The following is a 25,897-nucleotide window of genomic DNA, read 5'->3' as shown; positions in this document are numbered from 1 at the left end:
GACGGACGGTCGTTGTCCCGGCGGAAACCACCCGACGGGCGGTCGTCACGACGCTGGAAACCACCACGGTCACCACCGCGGTCGTCACGACGGTCGCGGTTGAACGACGGACGGTCGTTGTCCCGGCGGAAACCACCCGACGGGCGGTCGTCACGACGCTGGAAACCACCACGGTCACCACCGCGGTCGTCACGACGGTCGTTGCCGCCGCGGTAGCCACCGCGGTCGCCGCCGCGGTTGTCCCGGCGGTCGAAGTTGCCCCGGTCGTCGCGACGGTCGTCGCGCGCCGTGGGCTGCTCCGGCACGGAGACGGCGGCCTCGATCGCGGCCTCCGCCTCCGCGGCGACCTCGGCGACCGCTGCCTCGGGGTCCTCGCCCCGCTCGCGCGCCGCACGGGCGACCAGGCGGTCGGCCTCCTCGCGGAGCTCACCGGCGCGGCGCTGGACGCGCTCCAGCTGCTTGGTCAGGTCGGCGACCTCGCGCTCCGCCTGCTTGGCGGCGTTGTTCGCGGAGTCGGCCTGGACCTCGGTCAGCGAACGGGCACCCGTGATCTCGGCGACCTCCGGGTCGAAGGCGCCCGCGCCGCCGACGATGTGGCGCGAGGCGTCGACGCCCGCGTCCTCCATCAAGCGGAAGATCTGGCGACGCTGGTGCGGCAGCGCCAGGGAGACGACGACACCGGACTTGCCGGCACGGGCGGTACGGCCCGAGCGGTGCAGGTAGTCCTTGTGGTCGCCGGCGGGGTCCACGTTCAGCACCAGGTCGATGCCGTCGACGTGGATACCGCGGGCGGCGACGTCGGTCGCGACGAGCGCGTTGACGTAACCGTCCTTGAAGTCGGCGAGCACGCGGGTACGGGCACCCTGCGTCATGCCGCCGTGCAGCGCGTCCGCCTTCACGCCCGCCTCGACGAGCTGCTCGGCGATGCGGTCGGCGCCCAGCTGGGTGCGGACGAAGATGATCGTGCGGCCCTTGCGGGCAGCGATGGCGGAGGTGACCGGCGCCTTGTCCTTCGGCTTCACGACGAGGACGTGGTGCGTCATGGTCGTGACGTTGCCCTGGGCGCTGTCGACCTCGTGGCTCACCGGGTTGCTCAGGTAGCGCTTGACCAGCGTGCCGATCTCGTTCTCCATGGTGGCGGAGAAGAGCATGCGCTGACCGCCGACCGGAACCTGGTCGAGCAGCTCGGTGACCTCGGGCAGGAAGCCCAGGTCGGACATCTGGTCGGCCTCGTCGAGGACGGCGACCTGGACGTTCTCCAGGGAGCAGGCGCCCCGGTTGATGATGTCGCGCAGTCGGCCCGGGGTGGCGACGAGGATGTCGACACCGCGCTCCAGCGCGTAGATCTGGTTGCCCATCGACGTACCGCCGCAGACGACCTTCATCTTGAGGCCGAGCACGTCGCCGTAGGGCTGCAGCGCGTCCGCGACCTGCATCGCGAGCTCACGGGTCGGGGTGAGGATGACCGCGCGGGGCTTCTTCTTCTCGGTGTGACCGCCGGCCAGCGTGGCCAGGGTCGGCAGGCCGAAGGAGAGCGTCTTGCCGGAGCCGGTACGGCCGCGGCCCAGGATGTCCTTGCCGGCCAGCGCGTCCGGAATGGTCGCGGCCTGGATCGGGAAGGGCGCGGTCACACCGTTCTGCGCGAGCTTGCGGACGATGCCCTCGGGCAGGCCCAGGTCGGCGAAGGTGATGGTCGGCTCGGCGTCGGTGGCGGAGTCGGTGGTGGCCTCGGTGGAACCGGTGAAGTCGACGGACTCGGCCGTCTCGACCGTCTCGGACACCTCGGCGGCCTCGGCCACTACGGCCTCGGCTTCGGTGACAATCTCGTCGTTCTCGGGCACGACGGTGTTGTCAGAGCTGAAATTGGACATGCGAAATGCGAAACCTTCCGGAGTCTCGGCACGCGCCCATAACTCCGTGATTCGCAATTTCGACCGCCTCAATGCGGTCCAGCCACGGCAAGGGAGAGTACGCGCCACACGGCGCTCTTCTGTGTCGGCGCCGGGCAATGGGATCAAACGATCTACTACCATACGCACTCTCACCCGCATTGCGCAAACCGCACGCTCCGGACCACCTGCTACACCGGCCCCACCTGGGGTGATGCCTCGGGAGTCCGCAGCGCCTCCATGTCGTCCGGCACACTCATCGCGTCACTGCGGAACTGCGCGGCCGGAGACGCGGAGGGCATCGGAGGCGGACTTGAAGGTTCCGGATCGGGTGAGCTCGGCAGCTCCGGGGTGACCGGCGCGGACGGCCCGGAGGACACCGACGGCTCCGCGGACGGCTCCGGCTGCTGCGGCCCCCCGCCCCCCGGCGGGGACGGCACCGGCAGATGCCCGCCCCGGGTCGGCAAGGGATCACCGGACCCCACGCCCGCATGCGCGCCACCGGGTACGACCGAGGCACGCGCCGACGCGCTCGGGCTCGGCGATTCGGCGGCCTCCCGGTCGGCGTGCGCCTCCGCGCCCCCTCCGGTACGGGCCCGTCCCGTACCCGCCACCGTGGAGCCGTCCGGTTCACCCGACGAGCCCTTCTGCTCGGCCGACCGCGACGGGGCAGGCTTCCCGCCGTCGTCGCTGATGCTCATGCAGCCGGTGGACGCGGCAATCGTCACTGCGGTGACGGCTGCCCATCGGACAGGGGATGGCAACTGACGCACGGCGGGCACCTCCGGGAGGCGGGGAGCGAAGAAGGGCGGGAACGGACAGGGGCGCTGTGCCCAACTCCCGTTCCCCCGCATGGGACACGCCCCACGCACCACCGACCCCTTCGCCGTCGGCCCCTCCGCCACCGCCCTCCCGGACGTACTCAGCCGTAACCGAGCGCGTGCAGCCGCTCGTCGTCGATGCCGAAGTGGTGGGCGATCTCATGGACGACCGTGATTTCCGTCTCGGCCACGACGTCCTCGCGCGACTCGCACATCCGCAGCGCCGGCCCGCGGTAGATCGTGATCCGGTCCGGCAGCACCCCGGCGTACCACTCGCCGCGATCGGTCAGCGGCGTGCCCTCGTACAGCCCGAGCAGCTCCGGATCGCCGGGGTCCGGTTCGTCCTCGACAAACACCGCGACGTTGTCCATCAGCCGCGTCAGCTCCGGCGGAATCCGGTCCAGGGCCTCGGCGACCAGTTCCTCGAACTCTTCGCGCGTCATCTCCAGCACCCCGCCATTGTCACGCACCCCCGCCGGACCGGCCCCGGACCGCCACTCCCTGCCCTGTCCCGCGATCCCGCGCCCCGCATGACTGCCCCCGAACCCGGGTATACGCGCCCAATGGCCCGCGCCTCCTTCCGCGCCGCAGCCGCCCGCATCCGCCACCACTGCCGCTCCCGCTCCACCGCCCCCGGCAGCACCCTCGCCCCCGCTCCGTACCTCTGCGGGCGCGCGCTGGGTCTGATCGCCGTCGTCGTGTTCGGCGCCTGGCTGGGACTGCTGGTCGTCGGCAGTGTCCGTACGCCCGTCGGCCCGATGGACACCACGATGGCCCTGCGCCCCTCCCTCAGCGGCGGCACGAAGATCGATGTGGCCCCGCTCGGCGCCCTGGAGCTGGACTCCCACATAGCCCCGGTCCGCCTCGATGTGCAGGTCGCCCGGCTGGACCCGGTGCGCTCCGGGGCCCTGGTCCAGCACTCCGACCCGCCGCCCGCAGGCCTGGGACGAGATCACACTCGGCGGGCTCGGCCTGACAACGGCCGAGGTCAGCCGCCATCTGCCGGAGGGGAACCAACCCGGAGCGACCCCTTCGCCTATTCGGTTTGGCTGACACCGAAACGCCGTAGTACAGTCTCCGACGTGCCCAAGGGCGCCGGTCAGGGCTTGACCGTTCCGAAACCCCAGAGGTTGAAGAAGAAGCGGAACCTCTTGGGGGGAAGCGGAGTCACATGCTTCTGACGTCCCTCTTCGGGGGCGATAGACGCAGAAGTAGCGACACCAGTAGTTCTGCCCTCATCGTCTAGTGGCCCAGGACGCCGCCCTTTCAAGGCGGTAGCACGGGTTCGAATCCCGTTGGGGGCACGCACCACCTTGTGCGACACTTAGTCGCACAACAGCTTGGTCCTGTGGAGCAGTTTGGAGTGCTCGCCACCCTGTCAAGGTGGAGGCCGCGGGTTCAAATCCCGTCAGGACCGCTGCAGCTCGTAAGTGCTGCGTGGCTGGGTAGCTCAGTTGGTACGAGCGATCGCCTGAAAAGCGATAGGTCGCCGGTTCGATCCCGGCCCCAGCCACCTCTCGAAGGCCCCATCCACCGGATGGGGCCTTCGTCGTGTCAGACCTCTTCCCGGTCCACGGAGTTCACGTCCCGGCGGCGCCACGCCCGCACCCCAAGAACCAGCAGCACCACCGCGACCGCGGTCACCAGCGCAATCGCGTCCGGCACCTGCTCGCCGATGTGCTGCGCCCACTGTTCGGCGGCGAACGAATCGTCCACGTCCAGCAGTCCGGGCAGCGCGGTCGTCCCGTCGTAGGCCAGGAACAGCGCGCCGAGCCCGATGAAGAACAGCCCCGAGAGCGCAGTGGTGGTGTGCAGCTCGAAGCGGCCGAGCCGGAAGGCGCGGCCGCGCAGCCAGGCGCGGCGCCCGAGGTCGAAGCGCTCCCAGACCAGCGCCAGCAGGAACAGCGGGACCGCCATGCCCAGGGCGTAGACGGCGAGCAGCAGTCCGCCGTAGACCGGGCTGGCGCTGACCGCCGCCACCGTCAGGACGCTGCCGAGGATCGGTCCGGCGCAGAATCCGGCCAGCCCGTAGACGGCGCCGAGGGCGTAGACCGAGACGGCGGTCGTCGGCCGGATCCGCCCGCTGAGGGCCGCGATCCGGCGCGAGGCGAAGCCGAGGCCCACGATCTGGGCCACGCCGAGCCCGATGATCAGCCAGCCGGCGCCGAGGACCAGCTGGTCGCGGTGGCTGTAGAAGAGCCGTCCGGCGTACGATCCCGCGGCGCCGAGCGGCACGAGGGTGGTGGCCAGGCCGGCGTAGAAGATGCCGGTACGGGCCAGCAGCCGCGAGACCGAGTCGATGGAGTAGGCGAAGAAGGCGGGCAGCAACAGGGCGCTGCAGGGGCTGACCAGGGCCAGCAGCCCGCCGAGGAAGGCGGCGAAGTAGCCGATGTCCGCCGTCACTTGTCGGCGCCCCCAAAGTCACCGGAGTCCTTGGATCTGCTCCCTCCCTTGGCGTCCTTGGTGTTGGCGGCCTTGGCGGCCGCCGCCTGGATGACCTGCTCGAAGACCTCCACCGACTGCGCTCCGGCCAGCGGGCGGCCGTTGATCAGGAAGGACGGGGTGGAGCTCGCGCCGATCCCGTACCCCTCCTCCTGGTCCTTGCTGACCGCGGCGGAAGCAGCCGCGCCGTCCGCGTCGCGTACGAACCGGCCGAGGTCCCGCACCCCCGCCTCCTTGGCGAGCGCCTTCAGCCGGTCCTTGCCGAAGCCCTTCTCCTTGGCCCCTTCGGTGTAGGCGGCTGCGTGGAACTGCCAGAAGCGGCCCTGCTGCCCGGCGGCCCAGGCGGCGCGCGCGACGGCCTCGGATTCGGCGCCGAAGATCGGGAAGTTGCGCCACTCGATGCGCAGGGTGCCGTTGTCGACGTACTTCTTCACCAGGGCGGGTTCGGTGTCCCGGGCGAACTTGCCGCAGTAGCCGCACTTGAAGTCGGCGTACTCGATGAGAACCACGGGCGCGTCGACCGGGCCCTGCGCGAGTCTGTCGGCGGGGTCGCGGCGGGCCAGCCTCGCCAGTTCCGGGAACGCGTCGGCGTCCGGGTCGGCGGTGACATCGGCGACCGAAGCCGAGGAGGAGCGGTCGGCGGGGGCGGTGGCGCGGTAGGAGACGAAGCCGAGCAGCGCGGCGGCGAGGACGACACCGGTGCCGTAGAGCAGCGGCTTCCTGGACGAGGAGGTTGTGGGCGTGGGCATGGCGAGACTCCGTGCTCGTGGTGCGGGAGGGGAAGGGGACGACCGGGTGGCGGGCATCCCCCTAAACCCGCAGTACGGAGAGTTCCACCGGGGACGGCGCGGCAGGCTCCGGCCCAAGTGGCCTGACGCGTGCGCGCGGCTCCGCGGGCCCCGGCCCGGGAGCGGCGCTCGGACCCCATTCGGCGAGACCGGGCGCCTGGTCGTGCGCGGCGCGGGCCCGGACGGGTACGCCGGGCTCGGTTCCGTCGTGCGTCGCGCCCTTGCCGCAGCCGGGCACCCCCTGACCGCCGACGGCCGGGGCGGCCACCGCGGTGCCGGAATCCCCATACGCCGCCGCCGCCGTCACCGCCGTGGCGGGCCCGCAGAACAGCCCCAGCGCGACCGCGAGCACCGCCACCAGGCAGCACCACTGCGTACGGGACACGGACGAGGGCCTTTCCACTGCGGTACGAAGATCAGTTGCCCGAAATGGTACGTGCTGTGATCAGGAGCTCCCCCGCAGTCAGCGCGGCCGTGACGCAGACCGCGCGAAATAGGTTCGCCGTTCCTCGGGCCCGGGTGCGATCCTGGGACCCGTATGTCTACTTCCTTTGCCGATCTCCAGTCCCAGCTCGGACACGTCTCGCTCCGCGACGCGCACCGGCTCGGCCGCCGCCTCGAAGGGGCGCGCCGGATCCATAAGCCCGAGGCCCGGCAGGCCGTGCTGGACGAGATCGCCACCCAGGCCGGGAAGGCAGCCGAGCGGCTCGCGGGGCGCGCCGAACGGATGCCCGCGCTCTCGTACCCGGAAGAACTTCCGGTCAGCCAGAAGAAGGACGAGATCCTGGAGGCGATACGCGACCACCAGGTCGTGATCGTCGCCGGTGAGACCGGCTCCGGCAAGACCACGCAGATCCCGAAGATCTGCATGGAGCTCGGGCGCGGCCTCCGGGGCATGATCGGGCACACCCAGCCGCGCCGGATCGCGGCCCGTACGGTCGCCGAGCGCGTCGCCGACGAGCTGAAGACCCCGCTCGGCGAGGCGGTCGGCTGGAAGGTCCGCTTCACCGACCAGGTGAACCCGGACGCGACGTATCTGAAGCTGATGACGGACGGCATCCTGCTGGCCGAGATCCAGACGGACCGCGAGCTGCTCGCGTACGACACGATCATCATCGACGAGGCCCACGAGCGGTCGCTGAACATCGACTTCCTGCTGGGCTATCTGGCCCGGCTGCTGCCCAAGCGCCCCGACCTGAAGATCGTCATCACCTCGGCGACCATCGACCCGGAGCGCTTCGCCCGGCACTTCGGTGATGCGCCGATCGTCGAGGTCAGCGGGCGTACGTACCCGGTCGAGGTGCGCTACCGGCCCCTGTTGGAAGAAGACACGGACGACTCCGACCGCGACCAGATCACCGCGATCTGCGACGCCGTCGACGAGCTCCAGGCGGAGGGCCCCGGCGATGTCCTGGTCTTCCTCTCCGGCGAGCGCGAGATCCGCGACGCCGCGGACGCCCTGAACAAGAAGAACCTCCGCCACACCGAGGTGCTCCCTCTCTACGCGCGCCTGTCGCACGCCGAGCAGCACCGGGTGTTCCAGCGCCACGCCGGCCGCAGGATCGTTCTGGCGACGAACGTCGCCGAGACCTCGCTGACCGTCCCCGGCATCAAGTACGTGATCGACCCGGGCAACGCCCGGATCTCCCGCTACAGCCACCGCACCAAGGTCCAGCGGCTGCCGATCGAACGGATCTCGCAGGCCAGCGCCAACCAGCGCAAGGGGCGCTGCGGCCGTACCTCGGACGGCATCTGCATCCGGCTGTACTCCGAGGACGACTTCCTGACCCGCCCGGAGTTCACGGACGCGGAGATCCTCCGTACGAACCTGGCGTCCGTCATCCTCCAGATGACCGCGGCCGGCCTCGGCGACATCGAGAAGTTCCCCTTCATCGACCCGCCGGACCACCGCAACATCCGTGACGGTGTGCAGCTGCTCCAGGAGCTCGGCGCACTCGACCCGGACGAGAAGGATCCGAAGAAACGGCTGACGCAGCTGGGGCGGAAGCTCTCGCAGCTGCCCGTCGACCCGCGCCTCGCCCGCATGGTCATCGAGGCCGACCGCAACGGCTGCACGCGCGAGGTCATGGTGATCGCCGCCGCGCTCTCCATCCAGGACCCGCGCGAGCGGCCCTCGGACAAGCAGGCGCAGGCCGATCAGCAGCACGCCCGCTTCAAGGACGAGACGTCGGACTTCCTGGCGTTCCTGAATCTGTGGCGGTACATCCGCGAGCAGCAGAAGGAGCGCGGCTCGTCCAGCTTCCGCCGGATGTGCAAGCAGGAGTATCTGAACTTCCTGCGCATCCGCGAATGGCAGGACATCTATGCGCAGCTGCGTACGGTCGCCAAGCAGATGGGCATCCACCCGAACGAGGAGGATGCGCCGGAGCAGGCGGTACACACCTCGCTGCTGGCCGGGCTGCTGTCGCACATCGGGCTGAAGGACACCGAGAAGAACGAGTACCTGGGCGCGCGCAGCGCCAAATTCGCGATCTTCCCCGGGTCGGCACTCTTCAAGAAGCAGCCGCGGTTCGTGATGTCGGCCGAGCTGGTCGAGACGTCCCGGCTGTGGGCGCGGGTCAACGCCAGGGTCGAGCCGGAGTGGATCGAACCGCTGGCCCAGCATCTGCTGAAGCGCACCTACAGCGAGCCGCACTGGGAGAAGGACCAGGCGGCGGTGATGGCGTACGAGCGGGTCACGCTGTACGGCGTACCGATCGTCGCCCAGCGCAAGATCAATTTCGGCCGGATCGACGCCGAGACGTCCCGCGATCTCTTCATCCGGAACGCACTGGTCGAGGGCGACTGGCGGACGCACCACCAGTTCTTCCATGACAACCGCAAACTTCTCGGCGAGGTCGAGGAGTTGGAGCACCGGGCGCGGCGCCGCGACATCCTCGTGGACGACGAGACGCTCTTCGACTTCTACGACCAGCGCATCCCGGAGCACGTCGTCTCCGGCGCGCACTTCGACTCCTGGTGGAAGCACAAGCGCCGCGACGAGCCGGACGCGCTCGACTTCCAGCGCTCGATGCTCATCAACGAGAAGGCCGGGGCCGTCACCAAGGACGACTACCCGGACTCCTGGCGGCAGGGGAAGCTCAAGTTCAAGGTGACGTACCAGTTCGAGCCCGGCGCGGACGCGGACGGTGTGACCGTCCACATCCCGCTCCAGGTGCTCAACCAGGTCACCGCCGACGGCTTCGACTGGCAGATCCCCGGCCTGCGCGAGGACGTGGTCACCGAGCTGATCCGCTCCCTGCCCAAGCCGATCCGCCGGCACTACGTCCCCGCGCCGAACTACGCGGGCCGGTTCCTGGACCGGGCGGTGCCGCTGCAGGAGCCGTTGCCGGTCACCCTCGCGCGTGAGCTCCAGCAGATGGTCGGGGTCCCGGTCTCCGCCGACGACTTCGATCTCTCCCGGATCCCGGACCACCTCAAGATCACGTTCCGGATCGTCGACGAGCGGCGCCGCAGGGTGGCCGAGGACAAGGACCTGGAGGCGCTGAAGCTCCAGCTGCGCCCCAAGGCCCGTCAGGCCCTCTCCAAGGCCGCTGCGGCCACCGCGGGGCCCTCGGGCGAGTCCATCGAGCGTTCGGGGCTCACGGACTGGACGATCGGCACGCTGAACCGGGTCTTCGAGACCCGGCGGGCCGGCCAGCCGGTCAAGGCCTACCCGGCGCTCGTGGAGCAGGAGGGAGCCGCGGCGGGCACCGTGGCCGTACGGCTCTTCGACACCGAGGCCGAGCAGCAGCAGGCGATGTGGCGCGGCACCCGGAAGCTGATCCTGCTGAACATCCCGGTGAACCCGGCGAAGTTCGTCTCGGACAAGCTGACGAACCAGCAGAAGCTCGCCCTGTCCCGCAATCCGCACGGCTCCATCCAGGCGCTGTTCGAGGACTGCGCGACCGCTGCCGCGGACCGGCTGATCGGCGCCCACGGCGGGCCGGCCTGGGACGAGGAGTCGTTCCGGAAGCTGTACGACAAGGTCCGCGCCGATCTCGTCGCGCTGACCGAGCACACGGTCGCCCAGGTGCAGCAGGTGCTGGCTGCCTGGCAGTCCTGCGAGCGACGCCTGAAGGCCACCAACAGCCTGGTCCTGGTCAACAACGTCACCGATGTACGGAACCAGCTCGCCGCCCTCGTACCGCCTGGCTTCGTCACGAGGACCGGGCTGCGCAGGCTCCCCGACCTGATGCGCTACCTGGTCGCCGCGGACCGCCGGCTCCAGCAGATGCCGACGGCTGTCCAGCGCGACACCACGCGCATGGAGAAGGTCCACGAGATGCAGGACGAGTACGCCTGGCTGCTCGAGCAGATGCCGCAGGGCAGGCCCGTTCCGCAGGAGGTCCTGGACATCCGCTGGATGATCGAGGAGCTCCGGGTGAGCTATTTCGCGCACGCCCTGGGCACCGCGTACCCCGTCTCGGACAAGCGGATCGTGAAGGCGATCGACGCCGCGGCCCCGTGACCGGGCGCCCCTCGGGGGTGTCACGGTCTCCCCGCGGCAGGGCGTCGGGAGCCCACTCCCTGTCGTGGGGGAGACCGTGAGGGAGCCACCACCAGGAGTGAAGTCGACTGGAGCCGCCAATCTCCTGTACAGTCTGGTTTCGCAGGCAGCCGCAAGGAAGCCGCGAAAACCTGGTCCTGTGGAGCAGTTTGGAGTGCTCGCCACCCTGTCAAGGTGGAGGCCGCGGGTTCAAATCCCGTCAGGACCGCAGTAACGAAAGCCCGGATCCCTCTGGATCCGGGCTTTCGCGTGTCTTGACTCCGGCAACTGCCGATGGGTACTCAGACAGCAGGGGCCGCCCCAGTTCCTCGGCGCGGGGCGGCGCGGTCCACCGGGAGGTGGCGCGGATGGCGGCGTCCACGGCGAGGCACGAGACCCGGGCGCTGCTGCGCGCCCATCTGGCGGCCGCTTCCGGCTACCGGCATCTCACCCGGCACTGCCCGATCTGTCACCTGCTCCTGGGGCTCGCCATGGAGCCCGTGACGGCCTCCCGGCCCGCCCCGCCCCCCGAACCGCTCGCGTCATCCGGCAGGGCTCCAGCGGCCGTTCAGGAGGCTACGGCGCTCGCCGCCCCCCTGGCCGCCCCCGAAGGACAGAACCGCGCCGACCGGACCGAGGACGAAAGTCCTGCCGCCACGTGACCAATGGCGAGGACGTCCGCCTCCCGGCAGTGGCAGGCTCGGCCTTGGCAAGACTCGGGCCATGTGACGGGTGTCACTGAATGAGTTTTGAGAAAGGGTGACTTTACACCCTTCCTACAACTGGCGAATTTAATATGTGCAATTGCACCCCCTGGAAGGCGCTTCCGCGGGGAGGCCCAGGGGCAGCCCACGGGCCCCGGGCGACCCCCCGGGGGGCCCGCCCGTCCGGGTCGGATGCGCCCGCACGGCACTCCACGCGAAGCCGGAGCCCCGGCCCGCGGGCACAAAAAAGATCGCGCTGGACCCGGCGGAGTCCAGCGCGATCGAACGACATACCCCGTATTGCACAGGTATGGCGCCCGTTGGGGCGGGCGCCCGTCGTGTGGAGCTATGGGTGGGCGGACGCGGGTTGGGGGACCCGGGCAGCCCGGTTGTGACGCGGCGACAGGGGTGTGTCAGGCCTCGCTGCGCTGCTGCGGAATACCCGCAAGCAGTGCGCGGACCTCTGCCTCGCGGTACCGGCGATGTCCACCGAGCGTGCGGATGGACGTGAGCTTGCCTGCCTTGGCCCAACGGGTGACCGTCTTCGGGTCCACGCGGAACATCGTGGCAACCTCAGCCGGGGTCAGCAGCGGCTCGGCATCAGGGGTGCGAGCGGTCATGAGCGGCCTCCTCGGGAGAACCGAACCATCTCGGTTCTTTCCTCTAAATTCTGCACCTTGACCCGCGTTGCCCGAAATGGCGGACGCGGGCCGAGTCGGTTATAGGACGAACGGCTTGTCCTCGGCACTACAACTACACCATCCGTCCAGCCGCGTCGGCCAAACCGATGGAATTGCCCTCCCAGGTGTTCATCAGCGACGGAAGCCGATGGACCATGCCATAGCGGACAGTCACACCACTGTGACGATCAGTCACAGAGCGATCAGGAGCCATCAGACCCCCCATAGCGTGCAATGCAGAGCAATCCGCCCCTACTTGGACGGATGGAGTCCTCCCCGGACTCCTTGTCCTATTTTGGCACGAGGAGTGGGGAAGGGCGCAAGGGCCCAGTTAGTGCTATCCGTCACCCTTGAGGCATAGGCCCGGTTCGGGACGTAGGTCCTAAGACCGCAGGAGTATGCTCCCGCCACTTTGCCCTCACCGCCCTCATGAGTCACACGGACGAGCCCCAAAGAGGAACCCGGTTCCCGGCCCCGCACCGCCGGACTCAGCTGGCGAACTGACGGTCTCTCACCGCCCGCCAGCGCTCCGCCAGCCGCCCGTACGCCGCACTCGCCCCTTCGGTGTCACCGGCCCGCAGCGCCGCGATGCCCTCGGAGACATCCGCGGCCGACCGGTCCCCGGCGAGCTGCTCGGCCGACAGCGTGTGCACCAGTCCGCCGTAGTCGAGCTCGACCAGCGCGCGCGGATGGAACTCCTCCAGCCACCGGCCGACGTCCACCAGGCCCTCGGTCAGCGGCCCCTCGTCAACGGTCTCCCTCAGCGTCCTCAGCGACCTGGCCAGCCGGCGGCGCGCCTGCACCATCGGGGTCCGGTAGCGCAGCACCGGCGCTCCCCCGTCGTCGGCCGCCTCCGTGTGCTCCCGCTCCTCGTCCGAGAAGAGGACGAACCAGCGCACCGGCACCTGCCACACCGCGGTCCGGATCCACGGCCGGGCGTCCGGATTGCGCTCCGCCCACCGCTCGTGGTCCGCGAGAGCCTGCCCGCGCACCACCGGCGGCAGCACCACGTCGAGCACCGGGGCCGGGAACATCTCCGCCAGCTCCTCCAGCGCCAGCCAGCCGCGCAGCCGGGTCCGCCACGGACAGACACACACCACGCCGTCCACCTCGGCGACGAACGCGTCCCCGCTCTCGTGCACCGGCACCCCGACCGGCGGGGTGGCCGCCAAGTCGGCCAGCGAACGCCGGAGTTCGTCCTGCGCCGTGGGGATGCGGTCGCGCCCCGCGTAGCGGGCCCAGTGGGCCCGCTCCGGCTCCGGGAAGGCGGCCAGCGGTTCGTACACCCGGAGGTAGGACGCGTAAGGGACAAGCACCGAAGACACCACCGACATGCCTCAGATCGTGTCACGCCCGTACTCCGCCGGGGGGTGATCCTTGGCACTGGAACAGATCTACGCCCGCGTAGGACTTACGCTCATGCCCAGTCGGACCGTCCGCGCCGGTCGGTCCGGGGCCCTCCCCACCTTCAGGAGGGTCTTCCGCCGCTTCGTACTTGGGAGTCACCACCGTGACCGATGTGACCGACGGCGTCCTGCACACCCTGTTCCACTCGGATCAGGGGGGACACGAGCAAGTCGTGCTCTGCCAGGACCGTGCCAGCGGCCTCAAGGCCGTCATCGCCATCCACTCCACCGCTCTGGGCCCGGCCCTCGGCGGCACCCGCTTCTATCCGTACGCCTCCGAGGAGGCGGCCGTCGCGGATGCGCTGAACCTGGCGCGCGGCATGTCGTACAAGAACGCCATGGCCGGTCTCGACCACGGCGGCGGCAAGGCCGTCATCATCGGCGACCCCGAGAAGATCAAGACCGAGGAACTGCTGCTGGCCTACGGCCGGGCCGTGGCCTCGCTCGGCGGGCGCTACGTGACCGCCTGCGACGTCGGCACGTACGTCGCCGACATGGACGTCGTCGCCCGCGAGTGCCGGTGGACCACCGGCCGCTCCCCGGAGAACGGCGGCGCCGGCGACTCCTCCGTCCTCACCGCGTTCGGCGTCTTCCAGGGCATGCGGGCCTCGGCCCAGCACCTCTGGGGCGACCCGACGCTGCGTGGCCGAAAAGTGGCGGTCGCGGGCGTCGGCAAGGTCGGCCACCACCTCGTCGAACATCTGCTGTCGGACGGCGCCGAGGTCGTGGTCACGGACGTCCGGGAGGAATCGGTACGCCGGATCACCGATCTCCACCCCGAGGTCACCGTCGCCGCGGACACCGCCGCGCTGATCCGTACCGAAGGTCTCGACATCTACGCCCCGTGCGCGCTCGGCGGTGCGCTGAACGACGAGACCGTCCCGGTGCTCACGGCCAAGGTGGTGTGCGGCGCGGCCAACAACCAGCTGGCGCACCCGGGCGTCGAGAAGGACCTCGCGGACCGTTCGATCCTGTACGCCCCCGACTACGTGGTGAACGCGGGCGGCGTCATCCAGGTCGCCGACGAGCTGCGCGGCTTCGACTTCGACCGGTGTAAGGCGAAGGCGTCGAAAATCTTCGACACCACGCTGGCGATATTCGCACGTGCGAAGGAAGACGGCATTCCGCCGGCCGCTGCGGCCGACCGGATCGCCGAGCAGCGGATGGCCGACGCGCGGCGCGCCTGACCGCTCGTCACCGACGGTCGCGGGATCCTCACCAGGCGTCGCGGCCGTCCCTCGGACCGCTGACCCGCCGACCGGCGAGACAAGACTCACGCCGGTCGGCGGGTCGCATGCCGAGAAGAGGTTAAAATCGCAGTTGACCAGCGAGGACGGGGCTTCCCGTTGGTCCTGTTCCGGGGCGTGTGATGCGGGCGGCGTACCGTATGGCCACGGAAGCAGGTACCGTTAAAGCCCTACGGGCACGGTCTCTCTGCCGAGAGTCCGTCCTGAAACATGAACGCGTGTCAAGACTCTGGGGCCGTCGAGCCCCGTCACCGAGGGGGTCGAGCCATGGGGCGCGGCCGGGCAAAGGCCAAGCAGACAAAGGTCGCCCGCCAGCTGAAGTACAGCAGCGGCGGGACTGACCTGTCGCGTCTGGCCAATGAGCTGGGCGCATCGCCTTCGAGTCAACCACCGAACGCAGAGCCGTTCGAGGACGACGACGAGGAAGATGACCCGTACGCACAGTACGCGGATCTGTACAACGATGACGACGATGAGGACGAGGACGACCAGTCCGGTCCGTCATCACAGCGCCGCGGCGCTTGACCTCGCGCTGACACAGAACCCGGTCCGGGCCTGCCCGGACCGGGTTCTGTGTTGCGCTTTTCGGGGCCGATCGGCAGCTTGATCCTGCCCGGCGACCAAGGGCAGGACGGTCGCCGGACGGTACCGGTGTGCCCTGCCCCCGCCGCGTGTCCCAGTGCCTCTCCCGGCAGGCTCCGCCCCGTCGCACCGTCCGGCACGCCCGCTCGCCGCGTCGGCCGGAAGCCCTGGTAGCTCCTCCGCTACAAGGACTTCCGGCCGCCTTGCGACCCCACGCACCGGACGACGCTCCTCATGGAGCAAACACTGCCGGTCACGGCACTAGCGCGCGTACGCGCCGACCAGCTCGGCACCCGAGCCGTGCGTACCGCGGTCCGTGATCTCGCCGGCCACCCAGGAGTCGACCCCGCGGTCGGCCAGCGTCGTCAGAGCGGCATCCACGGATTCCGCCGGGACGATCGCGATCATGCCGACGCCCATGTTGAGCGTCTTCTCCAGCTCCAGCTGCTCGACCTGACCGGCCTTGCCGACCAGGTCGAAGACCGCGCCGGGCGTCCACGTGGAGCGGTCGACGGTGGCGTGCAGGGCGTCCGGGACGACCCGGGCCAGGTTGTTGGCGAGACCGCCACCGGTGACGTGGCTGAAGCCGTGCACCTCGGTCGTACGGGTCAGCGCCAGGCAGTCCAGCGAGTAGATCCTGGTGGGTTCCAGGAGCTCCTCGCCGAGCGTGCGGCCGAACTCCTCGACGTCGCGGTCCAGCGCCCAGCCGGCCCGGTCGAAGAAGACGTGGCGGACGAGCGAGTACCCGTTGGAGTGAAGTCCGGACGACGCCATCGCGATGACCGCGTCACCCTTACGGATACGGTCCGGGCCGAGCAGCCGGTCGGCCTCGACCACGCCCGTACCGGCGCCCGCGACATCGAAGTCGTCGGGGCCGAGGAGGCCCGGGTGTTCGGCGGTCTCGCCGCCGATCAGGGCGCAGCCGGCCAGCACGCAGCCTTCGGCGATGCCCTTCACGATGGACGCGACACGCTCGGGGTGCACTTTGCCGACGCAGATGTAGTCGGTCATGAAGAGCGGCTCGGCGCCGCAGACGACCAGGTCGTCGACGACCATGCCGACGAGGTCGTGGCCGATGGTGTCGTACACGCCCATCTTGCGGGCGAGGTCGACCTTCGTGCCGACGCCGTCGGTGGCGGAGGCGAGCAGCGGACGCTCGTAGCGCTTGAGGGCCGAGGCGTCGAAGAGGCCGGCGAATCCGCCCAGGCCGCCAAGGCCCGCGACCTCTGCGCGCTGCGTCTTCTTCACCCACTCCTTCATCAGCTCGACGGCACGGTCGCCGGCCTCGATGTCGACGCCCGCTGCCGCGTAGGAAGCACCTGTTGTCTCAGACATTGCCTGGGATCTTTCGTGTGGAAATACGGGGCTGGTGGCAGGGCTGGTGTGCGTGGCCGGTCACGGACGACGCAGTGCGTCGGCCGCGGCGGTCGCCGCAGGGCCTGCCGCCAGCTCGGTCTCCAGCAGCTGCTTGCCGAGCAGCTCCGGGTCCGGGAGCTCCATCGGGTACTCACCGTCGAAGCAGGCGCGGCACAGGTTCGGCTTGGCGATCGTGGTCGCCTCGACCATCGCGTCGAGCGAGATGTACGCGAGCGAGTCGGCCCCCATCGACGTGGAGATCTCGTCGACCGTCATGCCGTTGGCGATCAGCTCCGCGCGGGTCGCGAAGTCGATGCCGAAGAAGCAGGGCCACTTCACCGGCGGGGACGAGATCCGGATGTGGATCTCGGCGGCACCGGCCTCGCGGAGCATCCGGACCAGTGCGCGCTGGGTGTTGCCGCGGACGATCGAGTCGTCGACGACCACCAGGCGCTTGCCCTTGATGACTTCCTTGAGCGGGTTCAGCTTGAGGCGGATGCCCAGCTGGCGAATGGTCTGGGAGGGCTGGATGAAGGTCCGGCCGACGTACGCGTTCTTGACCAGACCGGCGCCGAACGGGATGCCGCTTGCTTCCGCGTAGCCGATGGCGGCGGGCGTGCCGGACTCCGGAGTCGCTATGACCAGATCGGCCTCGACCGGGGCCTCGGCGGCCAGCCTGCGGCCCATCTCCACGCGGGAGAGGTATACGTTGCGCCCGGCGATGTCGGTGTCGGGGCGGGCCAGATAGACGTACTCGAAGACGCAGCCCTTGGGCTTCGCTTCCGCGAAGCGCGAGGTGCGCAGGCCGTTCTCGTCGATGGCGACGAGTTCGCCCGGCTCGATCTCGCGGACGAAGCTGGCACCGCAGATGTCGAGGGCGGCGGACTCGGAGGCCACCACCCAGCCACGCTCCAGCCGGCCGAGGACCAGCGGGCGGATGCCCTGCGGGTCACGGGCTGCGTAGAGGGTGTGCTCATCCATGAAGACGAGCGAGAAGGCGCCCTTCACCTGGGGAAGCACCGCGGCGGCGGCCTCCTCGATGGTGAGCGGCTTGCCGTCGTCGTCGGTCTGGCCGGCGAGCAGAGCGGTCACCAGATCGGTGTCGTTCGTCGCGGCGACCTGGGTGGCGCGGCCGTCCTTGCGGGGAAGGTCGGCAACCATCTCGGCGAGCTGGGCCGTATTGACCAGATTGCCGTTGTGACCCAGGGCGATCGAGCCGTGCGCGGTCGCACGGAACGTCGGCTGCGCGTTCTCCCACACCGAGGCACCGGTGGTGGAGTAGCGGGCATGACCGACCGCGATATGGCCCTGGAGAGATCCCAGAGACGTTTCGTCGAAGACCTGCGAGACCAGTCCCATGTCCTTGAAGACCAGGATCTGGGACCCGTTGCTCACTGCGATGCCCGCGGACTCCTGTCCACGGTGCTGCAGGGCATACAGTCCGAAATAGGTGAGCTTGGCGACCTCTTCGCCCGGAGCCCAGACACCGAAGACGCCGCAAGCGTCCTGGGGGCCCTTTTCTCCGGGGAGCAGGTCGTGGTTGAGTCGTCCATCACCACGAGGCACACCACCGAGTGTAGGCGAGATCGACCACTGGTCCGAATTGGGGATACCCCGTCGGAGCACCGGGGAAGAGGCCCGAAGCGCCGTTCCGGGGACCATGTGCGCGGTCACGGGCAGTGACGAAATTCGGCTGTCGGCGGGGGGCGGAGGCGGGTCAGGATCCGCCACAGGGCGGCTGACGCCCGGCCTACCGGCGCGTTACCGGCTAGTTCAAGCCAGGGGGTGTCCCCGGGGGTGCCGGGCCCGGTGGTGGCGCTCGGTGAGTCCGCCGACCGGACGCCGGGGGCGCTGGCCGAACGCTCGTTTCGTGGCGAGCCTCACACCGGGCGCGAGCCGCCGAGGCCGGTATGCGGCTTCTTCGCACCGGCGGTGTCACCGTCGGGTCCGCTGCGCGCGGGCCGCTGGTGCGCAGCGCGCGGGGTGCGCCGAGGGCCAGGACGCCGACGCTGACAGGCATACGTTGTCCGAACATGGCCATGTGACGGTACTCAGGGCCGATCCGGTTCCTCTCAGCGGAGCAGCGGCAGCAGGTCGCCGAGATCGGCCCGCTCGCCGCCGGCACTGACTGCTGCCGCATCGAGCGCCGCCCGCCACTGCGTACGCCCGGTCGCGAGCCGGATCCAGGTCAGCGGATCGGTCTCGACGACGTTGGGCGGCGTACCACGCGTGTGCTTCGGGCCCGGGACGCACTGGACGACGGCGAACGGCGGAACGCGCACCTCCACCGAGCCGCCGGGCGCCTTCTCCGCGAGGGCGTCGGCGAGCAACCGGGTGCAGGCGGCGAGCGCCTGCCGGTCGTACGGGATGTCGAGCCCGGTCGCCGCGCTCAGGTCGTCCGTGTGCACGACGAGTTCGACGGTGCGGGTGACGAGGACGTCGCCCAGCCGCATCACACCGACCCGGGTCGGCAGCAGCCGGTCCTCACCCATGCCCGGCACCACCGCGTCGAACCGGTCGGCGACCTCCGCGTACAACGCGTCGAGGTCGGGGCGGTCCGCGGCGAGCGCCCTGGTGTCGTCGGCGATCCGGCCGGTCCGCCCCGCGGTCGAGAACGGCCACTCCAGCAGGGAGACCTCGGGCTTGTCCCCGGGCGGCTCGGGCAGCTCCAGGTTCCGGCAGACGTTCGACACCGCCATGGTCAGATGAGCGGCCAGCTCCCGCACCGTCCACTCCCCGAGCCGGGTCGGCAGGGCGAGCTGATCGGGCGTCAGCGTGCCGACCGCTGACCGGACATGGGCGAACTGCGCCTGTACGGCGGTGCGGGTCCGGGCGAGGTCGTAGCGGCGGGCGCGCTTCTGGGACGGCGGCATGGGAGCGAGCCTACGGGGTGTCCCACGACGAAGCCCCCGCCCGGCGGGCGGGGGCTCAGACGTCACGCGGTGGAACAGCGCGTCCGGCTCAGGCGAGCAGACCGGGGATCGTCGCCTCGTGGGCCGTGCGGAGCTCGCTCAGCGGGATGCTGAACTCGCCCTGGACCTCGATCTCCTCGCCGTCCACGACACCGATCCGGGTGACGGGCAGACCCCGCGCCCCGCACATGTCGTTGAAGCGGAGCTCCTCGCTGCGCGGAATCGAGACGACCGCGCGGCCCGCAGACTCGGAGAAGAGGAACGTGAACGCGTCCAGACCGTCCGGCACGACCAGCCGGGCACCCTTCCCGCCGCGGAGGCAGGACTCGGTGACCGCCTGGATCAGGCCGCCGTCGGAGAGGTCGTGCGCCGCGTCGACCATGCCGTCGCGGGACGCCGAGATCAGGATCTCGCCGAGCAGCTTCTCGCGGCCCAGGTCGACCTTGGGCGGCAGCCCGCCGAGGTGGTTGTGGACGACCTCGGACCAGGCCGAGCCGCCGAACTCCTCACGCGTGTCGCCGAGCAGGTAGAGGAGCTGGCCCTCTTCCTTGAAGGCGACCGGCGTACGTCGCGTCACGTCGTCGATCACGCCGAGCACGGCCACGACCGGCGTCGGGTGGATCGCCGTCTCACCCGTCTGGTTGTACAGCGACACATTGCCGCCGGTGACCGGGGTGCCGAGCTCCAGGCAGCCGTCCGCGAGACCGCGGGTGGCCTCGGCGAACTGCCACATGACGTCCGGGTCCTCGGGCGAACCGAAGTTCAGGCAGTCCGAGATGGCGAGCGGCTTGGCGCCGGAGGTGGCGACATTGCGGTACGCCTCCGCCAGAGCGAGCTGCGCACCCGTGTACGGGTCGAGCTTCGCGTACCGGCCGTTGCCGTCGGTCGCCATGGCCACGCCCAGGTTCGACTTCTCGTCGATCCGGACCATGCCGGCGTCCTCGGGCATCGCGAGCACGGTGTTGCCCTGCACGAACCGGTCGTACTGGTCCGTGATCCACGCCTTCGAGGCCTGGTTCGGGGAGGCGACCAGCTTCAGCACCTGCTCGCGCAGCTCGGCGGCGTTCGCCGGGCGGGCGAGCTTGTTCGCGTCGTCGGCCTGCAGCGCGTCCTGCCAGGACGGGCGGGCGAACGGGCGGTGGTACGTCGGGCCCTCGTGGGCGACGGACCGCGGCGGCACGTCGACGATCTGCTCGCCGTGCCAGAAGATCTCCAGCTGCGAGCCCTCGGTCACCTCACCGATGACGGTGGCGATGACGTCCCACTTCTCGCAGATCTCCAGGAAGCGGTCCACGTGCTGCGGCTCGACGATCGCGCACATGCGCTCCTGCGACTCGCTCATGAGGATTTCCTCGGGCGAGAGGGAGGAGTCGCGCAGCGGAACGGTGTCCAGCTCGACGCGCATACCGCCGGAACCGGCGGAGGCCAGCTCCGAGGTGGCGCAGGAGAGACCCGCGCCGCCGAGGTCCTGGATGCCCGCGACGAGCTTCTCGCCGAAGATCTCCAGGGTGCACTCGATGAGGAGCTTCTCCTGGAACGGGTCGCCGACCTGGACGGCCGGGCGCTTCGCCGGACCGGTCGACTCGAAGGTCTCCGAGGCCAGGACCGAGACGCCGCCGATGCCGTCGCCGCCGGTGCGGGCGCCGTACAGGATCACCTTGTTGCCGGGGCCGGAGGCCTGGGCCAGGTGGATGTCCTCGTGCTTCATCACGCCGATGCAGCCGGCGTTGACGAGCGGGTTGCCCTGGTAGCAGGCGTCGAAGACGACCTCGCCGCCGATGTTGGGCAGCCCCAGGCAGTTGCCGTACCCGCCGATACCCGCGACGACACCCGGGAGGACCCGCTTGGTGTCGGGGTGGTCGGCCGCTCCGAACCGCAGCGGGTCGACGACCGCGACCGGACGGGCACCCATGGCGAGGATGTCGCGGACGATGCCGCCGACGCCGGTGGCCGCGCCCTGGTAGGGCTCGATGTACGAGGGGTGGTTGTGCGACTCGACCTTGAAGGTGACCGCGTAACCCTGACCGACGTCGACCACACCGGCGTTCTCGCCGATGCCGACGAGCATCGCGTCGTTGGCGGGGACCTTCTCGCCGAACTGCTTGAGGTGGACCTTGCTGCTCTTGTACGAGCAGTGCTCGGACCACATCACGGAGTACATGGCGAGCTCGGCGCCGGTGGGACGGCGGCCCAGGATCTCGCGGATCCGGGCGTACTCGTCCTCCTTGAGGCCGAGCTCCTTCCAGGGCTGCTCGACGTCCGGGGTCTCGGCCGCGTGCTTGACCGTATCCAGGCTCATGCGTTGACCAGCTTCTTGATGATCGAGGTGAAGAAACCGAGACCGTCGGTGCGACCGGTTCCGATCAGCGGCTCGACGGCGTGCTCCGGGTGCGGCATCAGACCGACGACATTGCCCGCGGCGTTGGTGATGCCGGCGATGTCGCGGAGCGAGCCGTTGGGGTTCACGTCCAGGTAGCGGAAGGCGACGCGGCCCTCCGCCTCCAGCTCGTCGAGGACGCGCTCATCGGCGACGTAACGCCCGTCCATGTTCTTGAGCGGTACGGAGATCTCCTGGCCCGCGGAGTAGTCCGAGGTCCAAGCGGTCTCCGCGTTCTCGACGCGGAGCTTCTGGTCGCGGCAGATGAAGTGCAGGTGGTTGTTGCGCAGCATCGCGCCGGGCAGCAGGTGCGCCTCGGTCAGGATCTGGAAGCCGTTGCAGATGCCGAGGACCGGCATCCCCGCCCTGGCCTGCTCGATGACGGTCTCCATGACCGGCGAGAACCGGGAGATGGCCCCGGCCCGCAGATAGTCGCCGTAGGAGAAGCCGCCCGCCAGGATGACCGCGTCGACCTGGTGCAGGTCCTTGTCGCGGTGCCACAGCGACACGGGTTCGGCGCCCGCGACCCGTACGGCCCTCAGGCTGTCCTGGTCGTCGAGCGTGCCCGGAAAGGTGACGACTCCGATACGAGCAGTCACTTCGACTCCTCGGCCTTCTCCACCTTCACGGTGAAGTCCTCGATGACGGTGTTGGCGAGGAACGTCTCGGCCATCTCGTGAATGCGACCGAGGGCGGCATCATCGACCGGCCCCTCGACCTCCAGTTCGAAACGCTTTCCCTGACGTACGTCCGCGATTCCCTCGAAACCGAGACGGGGCAGTGCACGCTGCACCGCCTGTCCCTGCGGGTCGAGGATCTCCGGCTTGAGCATGACGTCGACTACGACGCGTGCCACTGGCACTCCCGGTGGTGGTGTGGTGCGGCTGTTTCTCCGGGGGGCTCCCCAGACCCCCGCAGGTCCCCTCAGCCTACCTGGCCAGAAATTCTACGCGGGTAGATATCAAACGGGCTTGATCACGTGGAGATATCGGGCGTGACAACAGGCAGGAAAAGTCCCGCGAAGAGAAATCCTCACGGCACATACATAGAAGGCGGACACGCGGAGGCAATTGGCTGGGCTTCACAATGCGGTGCCTGTCGCTGTACAAATGATTACCGGGGAAAGCAGGATTGCCCCTAAACAGTCGACACCGGTCGACCCGTATCCGCCCAGCAGCCGGAAGGCCGGGCATCAGCGCATGTCAGACGCGCCGATGCCGTAGGAAAGGACCGATATCCGTGGCTCAGCGCGTAGTGGTCACCCTCTCCGACGACATCGACGGGGGAGCAGCGGCGGAAACGGTCACCTTCGCCCTGGACGGGAAGTCGTACGAGATCGACCTGAATCCGTCCAATGCAAAGAAACTGCGCAAGGTCCTCGCGCCGTACATGGCGGCCGGCCGCAAGCAGACAAATGCCGGCAAGCGCGGCAGGGCTCCCGCCTCGTACCGGCACACCTCACTGGAGCCCGCCCCGGCGGCCGTGCGCGCCTGGGCCCGCTCGCACCGGATGGAGGTGCCGGCCCGCGGCCGGATCCCCAAGAAGGTCTACGAGGCGTTCCGCGAGGCCAGTTGAACGACACCCGGCACGGACGCCACGGCGACACCCCGCAGCGCCGACTTGCGCGACACCCCATCAGGTCGGCTAGAGTCTGGAGCACGCCGAGGGGCAAGGCCGAAAAGCCGGGCCTCACGCAGCGTGCGGGTGTAGTTCAGTAGCAGAACATCCCCCTTCCAGGGGGAAGGCGCAGTGTGCAATTCCTGTCACCCGCTCTGCATCGCTCTTAACAACCACTCCGGTGGATCGGGTAGAGTGGTGTTCGCACCGCCCGATGGACCTCCTCTCGAGGAGTACAGTGAGCGGCAGCAATGCGGACGTGGCTCAGTTGGTAGAGCATCACCTTGCCAAGGTGAGGGTCGCGAGTTCGAATCTCGTCGTCCGCTCTTGATCGGTTTGTTCGAAGGCCCTGGTCGATATCGACCAGGGCCTTCGTCGTATTCCCGTCCGCGCTCCTTGCCTCATGCTCATGACGTTTGTCATGAGCAGTGGTGACAGCTCGCACTGCCCGCCGCGACGATCCGGCGGAAATCTGTAGGCATGACCAGCGACGACATTCCCAGCGACCGTGCGAGCGGCGCCGTGGCGGACATCACAGACGAACCCGGGACCGGTTTCACGCCGGACGCCGCGACCGTTTCGGCCACCGGCTCCGTGATCGACCCCGTGATCGAGGCGAGCGGTGTGCGGCGGCGCTACGCCGGCGGCTTCGAGGCCGTGACCGGTGTCTCCTTCTCGGTGACGCGCGGCGAACTCTTCGCCCTGCTCGGTACGAACGGCGCCGGAAAGACCTCCATCGTCGAACTGCTGGAGGGACTGGCCCGCCCCGACGGCGGCACGGTGCGGGTGCTCGGCCACGACCCGTACCGCGAGCGCGCCGCCGTCCGGCCGCGGATCGGGGTGATGCTCCAGGAGGGCGGCTTCCCGTCCGAGCTGACCGTCACCGAGACCGTACGGATGTGGGCGGGCTGCACCAGCGGCGCCCGGCCGACCGGTGAGGCCCTGGACCTGGTCGGGCTCACCCGCCGGGCCCGCGTACGGGTCAAACAGCTCTCCGGCGGCGAGCGACGCCGTCTCGACCTGGCGCTGGCCCTGCTCGGCCGGCCCGAGGTGCTGTTCCTGGACGAGCCGACCACCGGACTCGACGCCGAGGGACGGCGCAACACCTGGGAGTTGGTCCGGGAGCTGCGCGACGGCGGCACCACCGTGCTGCTCACCACGCATTACCTGGAGGAGGCCGAGACGCTCGCCGACCGGCTGGCGATCATGCACCGGGGACAGATCGTGACGGCGGGCACCACCGCCGAGGTGACGGCCGCCCGCCCCGCCCGCATCCGGTTCGAGCTGCCGGAGGGGGTACCAGCGGCCCGGCTTCCGCTGGGGCTGCGGGCCGCCGCCGAGGGACACCGGATCGAGATCCGTACCGACCGGTTGCAGGAGTCCCTGGACGAACTGCTGACCTGGGCGAGGGCGTCGGACGTCCGGCTGCTCGGCCTCGATGCCCGGTCGGCCTCGCTCGAAGAGGCGTTTCTCGATATCGCGCAGAGCGCGTCGGAGTCCGAAAAGGTGGCTGCGTGATGACGGCCACGACGACCGGCACGGCCGCGGCGACCAGCACGACGCTCCGGGGCCGACTGACCGCACTCGGGCGCGCCGAAGTCGCCCTGCTCGCCCGCAACCGGACGGCGATATTCGTCGCGCTGCTGATGCCCGCCGCCATGGTCCTGGCGATGAAGTCGACGCTCAAGCAGTCCGTTCTCGACGGGACCGGCCTGTCCGTCGCCGCGGCGGCGCTCACCGGCGGCATCGGCATCGTGCTGATCCAGGCCGTCTATATGAACCTGGTATCGGCCTATGTGGCGCGGCGCGAGGACCTCGTCCTGAAGCGGCTGCGTACCGGCGAGGTCACCGACCGGGAGATCCTCATCGGGACCGCCCTGCCGTCGGTCGCGCTGGCACTGGCGCAGGCCGCGGTGATCGTGGTGGCGGGAACGGCCTTCTTCGGCCTCGCCGCGCCGCGGCGGCCCGAACTGCTCCTGGCGGGCCTGCTGCTGGGCGTGGTGCTGCTGGCGGCACTGGCCGCGGCCACCTCCGTGGTGACCCGCACCGTGCAGACGTCGCAGCTCACCACCCTCCCGCTGTTCTTCGTCTCGATGATGGGCTCGGGGCTCTTCGTGCCGCTGGAGATCATGCCCGGCCCGATGGCGTCCGTGTGCGAACTGCTGCCGGTGACCGGGGTGATGACGCTCGTACGGACGGGCTGGCTGGGCGGGGCCGAGGGATCCGACCTGCTCATGGCCGCTCTGACGGGGCTGGCCTGGACCGCGTTCGCCGTGTTTGCTGTGCAACGTCGGTTCCGCTGGGAACCACGACGCTGAGGGGGGACATACCGTGGTGCTCGTACGGGGCTGGCGCCGCAGCTGGCAGAAGCGCAGCAAGCTGGAGCGGATCGATCTGTACTCGCGGCTGACCGTCTCGGTGATCCCCTGGCTCTTCACCCTGTCGTGGCAACTGGCCCCCTTCAAGTCGGACATCCGCCATGCGCCGCTGCCGATCGCGCTGGGCGTGGCACTGCTGCTCGTGAGTCTTGTGCAGTGCCTGCTGAGCAACCGCAACGTGGAGCTGTCGTACACGCACTACCTCGGCG

Annotated in this window: 21 protein-coding genes, 6 tRNA genes and 1 pseudogene; 15 read left to right on the top strand and 13 right to left on the bottom strand. The window is 69.7% G+C overall.

The window, feature by feature from the left end:
* The coding region (locus ACGFSA_RS19695; RefSeq protein WP_393305811.1) for a DEAD/DEAH box helicase at positions 1-1,871 on the bottom strand (1,871 nt) is incomplete at its 3' end.
* 258 nt (positions 1,872-2,129) lie between these two features.
* Here ACGFSA_RS19695 and ACGFSA_RS19690 point away from each other — a divergent pair.
* Positions 2,130-2,657 carry a hypothetical protein gene (locus ACGFSA_RS19690; protein ID WP_393305808.1) on the top strand — a complete coding sequence of 176 codons (528 nt, stop codon included), beginning with the start codon at positions 2,130-2,132 and terminating at the stop codon, positions 2,655-2,657.
* 154 nt (positions 2,658-2,811) lie between these two features.
* Here ACGFSA_RS19690 and ACGFSA_RS19685 read toward each other — a convergent pair whose 3' ends face one another.
* Entirely contained in the window at positions 2,812-3,162 is a 351-nt protein-coding gene (locus tag ACGFSA_RS19685; RefSeq protein ID WP_393305806.1) for a metallopeptidase family protein, read from the bottom strand.
* A 111-nt stretch (positions 3,163-3,273) separates the two neighbouring features.
* Between ACGFSA_RS19685 and ACGFSA_RS19680 the strand changes: the two are divergent.
* The 4 genes and pseudogenes from ACGFSA_RS19680 to ACGFSA_RS19665 form a co-directional block, all read left to right on the top strand.
* A pseudogene (locus ACGFSA_RS19680) lies at positions 3,274-3,636 on the top strand (hypothetical protein); the annotation flags it as partial.
* Positions 3,637-3,941: 305 nt separating this feature from the next.
* Positions 3,942-4,014: transfer RNA gene (locus tag ACGFSA_RS19675), tRNA-Glu, on the top strand.
* Positions 4,015-4,052: 38 nt separating this feature from the next.
* Positions 4,053-4,127, top strand: a tRNA-Asp gene (locus ACGFSA_RS19670).
* A gap of 22 nt (positions 4,128-4,149) precedes the next feature.
* Positions 4,150-4,223: transfer RNA gene (locus tag ACGFSA_RS19665), tRNA-Phe, on the top strand.
* 41 nt (positions 4,224-4,264) lie between these two features.
* On the opposite strand, the gene ACGFSA_RS19660 is transcribed toward ACGFSA_RS19665, so the two are convergent.
* The 3 genes from ACGFSA_RS19660 to ACGFSA_RS19650 all read right to left on the bottom strand — a co-directional run bounded on the left by ACGFSA_RS19660 (position 4,265) and on the right by ACGFSA_RS19650 (position 6,325).
* Positions 4,265-5,113 (bottom strand): cytochrome c biogenesis CcdA family protein, encoded by an 849-nt coding sequence (locus ACGFSA_RS19660; RefSeq protein ID WP_393305804.1) that lies wholly within the window; start codon positions 5,111-5,113, stop codon positions 4,265-4,267.
* A complete protein-coding gene (locus ACGFSA_RS19655; RefSeq protein WP_393305802.1) occupies positions 5,110-5,901 on the bottom strand; it encodes a DsbA family protein in 792 nt (263 codons plus the stop codon). Before ACGFSA_RS19655 ends, ACGFSA_RS19660 begins: the two co-directional genes overlap by 4 nt.
* 61 nt (positions 5,902-5,962) lie before the next feature.
* Positions 5,963-6,325, bottom strand: coding sequence for a hypothetical protein (locus tag ACGFSA_RS19650; RefSeq protein WP_393305800.1), 363 nt, complete (start codon positions 6,323-6,325; stop codon positions 5,963-5,965).
* 153 nt (positions 6,326-6,478) lie between these two features.
* Here ACGFSA_RS19650 and hrpA point away from each other — a divergent pair, with 153 nt between their 5' ends.
* From hrpA to ACGFSA_RS19635, 3 genes are all read left to right on the top strand, one after another.
* Entirely contained in the window at positions 6,479-10,411 is a 3,933-nt protein-coding gene (gene hrpA / locus ACGFSA_RS19645; RefSeq protein ID WP_393305797.1) for an ATP-dependent RNA helicase HrpA, read from the top strand.
* Between the two features lie 172 nt (positions 10,412-10,583).
* Positions 10,584-10,658: transfer RNA gene (locus ACGFSA_RS19640), tRNA-Asp, on the top strand.
* 139 nt (positions 10,659-10,797) lie between these two features.
* Entirely contained in the window at positions 10,798-11,091 is a 294-nt protein-coding gene (locus ACGFSA_RS19635; RefSeq protein WP_393305795.1) for a DUF6274 family protein, read from the top strand.
* A gap of 455 nt (positions 11,092-11,546) precedes the next feature.
* Here the strand turns inward: ACGFSA_RS19635 and bldC are convergent, their stop codons facing one another.
* Both bldC and ACGFSA_RS19625 read right to left on the bottom strand, forming a co-directional pair.
* Positions 11,547-11,753, bottom strand: coding sequence for a developmental transcriptional regulator BldC (gene bldC / locus ACGFSA_RS19630; protein WP_003949541.1), 207 nt, complete (start codon positions 11,751-11,753; stop codon positions 11,547-11,549).
* Positions 11,754-12,301: 548 nt separating this feature from the next.
* Complete coding sequence (locus ACGFSA_RS19625) at positions 12,302-13,147, bottom strand: hypothetical protein (protein WP_393305793.1); 846 nt, start codon at positions 13,145-13,147, stop codon at positions 12,302-12,304.
* Between the two features lie 176 nt (positions 13,148-13,323).
* Here ACGFSA_RS19625 and ACGFSA_RS19620 point away from each other — a divergent pair, with 176 nt between their 5' ends.
* Positions 13,324-14,406, top strand: coding sequence for a Leu/Phe/Val dehydrogenase (locus ACGFSA_RS19620; RefSeq protein WP_393305791.1), 1,083 nt, complete (start codon positions 13,324-13,326; stop codon positions 14,404-14,406).
* A gap of 327 nt (positions 14,407-14,733) precedes the next feature.
* Positions 14,734-14,991 carry a DUF3073 domain-containing protein gene (locus ACGFSA_RS19615; protein WP_030979949.1) on the top strand — a complete coding sequence of 86 codons (258 nt, stop codon included), beginning with the start codon at positions 14,734-14,736 and terminating at the stop codon, positions 14,989-14,991.
* 318 nt (positions 14,992-15,309) lie between these two features.
* On the opposite strand, the gene purM is transcribed toward ACGFSA_RS19615, so the two are convergent.
* From purM to purS, 6 genes are all read right to left on the bottom strand, one after another.
* Complete coding sequence (gene purM, locus ACGFSA_RS19610; protein ID WP_393305788.1) at positions 15,310-16,383, bottom strand: phosphoribosylformylglycinamidine cyclo-ligase; 1,074 nt, start codon at positions 16,381-16,383, stop codon at positions 15,310-15,312.
* 60 nt (positions 16,384-16,443) lie between these two features.
* Positions 16,444-17,970 carry an amidophosphoribosyltransferase gene (gene purF, locus ACGFSA_RS19605; RefSeq protein ID WP_393305786.1) on the bottom strand — a complete coding sequence of 509 codons (1,527 nt, stop codon included), beginning with the start codon at positions 17,968-17,970 and terminating at the stop codon, positions 16,444-16,446.
* Positions 17,971-18,476: 506 nt separating this feature from the next.
* Positions 18,477-19,277 (bottom strand): sterol carrier family protein, encoded by an 801-nt coding sequence (locus tag ACGFSA_RS19600; protein WP_393305784.1) that lies wholly within the window; start codon positions 19,275-19,277, stop codon positions 18,477-18,479.
* 88 nt (positions 19,278-19,365) lie between these two features.
* On the bottom strand, positions 19,366-21,615 hold the full coding sequence (gene purL, locus ACGFSA_RS19595) for a phosphoribosylformylglycinamidine synthase subunit PurL (protein WP_393305782.1): 2,250 nt from the start codon (positions 21,613-21,615) through the stop codon (positions 19,366-19,368).
* Positions 21,612-22,292 (bottom strand): phosphoribosylformylglycinamidine synthase subunit PurQ, encoded by a 681-nt coding sequence (gene purQ / locus ACGFSA_RS19590; RefSeq protein WP_358858228.1) that lies wholly within the window; start codon positions 22,290-22,292, stop codon positions 21,612-21,614. Before purQ ends, purL begins: the two co-directional genes overlap by 4 nt.
* A complete protein-coding gene (purS, locus tag ACGFSA_RS19585; protein ID WP_037695153.1) occupies positions 22,289-22,549 on the bottom strand; it encodes a phosphoribosylformylglycinamidine synthase subunit PurS in 261 nt (86 codons plus the stop codon). The genes purQ and purS overlap by 4 nt, the downstream gene beginning before the upstream one ends.
* A gap of 383 nt (positions 22,550-22,932) precedes the next feature.
* Here purS and ACGFSA_RS19580 point away from each other — a divergent pair, with 383 nt between their 5' ends.
* The 5 genes from ACGFSA_RS19580 (at position 22,933) to ACGFSA_RS19560 (ending at position 25,628) form a co-directional block, all read left to right on the top strand.
* The gene (locus ACGFSA_RS19580) at positions 22,933-23,268 is read left to right on the top strand and encodes an Lsr2 family protein (protein ID WP_393305779.1); all 336 of its coding nucleotides are present in this window, start codon (positions 22,933-22,935) and stop codon (positions 23,266-23,268) included.
* A 125-nt stretch (positions 23,269-23,393) separates the two neighbouring features.
* Positions 23,394-23,465 (top strand) — tRNA-Gly (locus ACGFSA_RS19575).
* Between the two features lie 98 nt (positions 23,466-23,563).
* A tRNA-Gly gene (locus ACGFSA_RS19570) sits at positions 23,564-23,636 on the top strand.
* Between the two features lie 154 nt (positions 23,637-23,790).
* Positions 23,791-24,828, top strand: a complete 1,038-nt coding sequence (locus ACGFSA_RS19565) for an ABC transporter ATP-binding protein (protein WP_393305777.1) — start codon at positions 23,791-23,793, stop codon at positions 24,826-24,828.
* Positions 24,828-25,628 carry an ABC transporter permease gene (locus ACGFSA_RS19560; RefSeq protein ID WP_393305775.1) on the top strand — a complete coding sequence of 267 codons (801 nt, stop codon included), beginning with the start codon at positions 24,828-24,830 and terminating at the stop codon, positions 25,626-25,628. Before ACGFSA_RS19565 ends, ACGFSA_RS19560 begins: the two co-directional genes overlap by 1 nt.
* Positions 25,629-25,897: the final 269 nt, after the last annotated feature.

The organism is Streptomyces sp. NPDC048496 (genome assembly GCF_043200055.1).
GTDB lineage: Bacteria > Actinomycetota > Actinomycetes > Streptomycetales > Streptomycetaceae > Streptomyces.
This window is presented reverse-complemented; position numbering and strand designations above follow the sequence as displayed.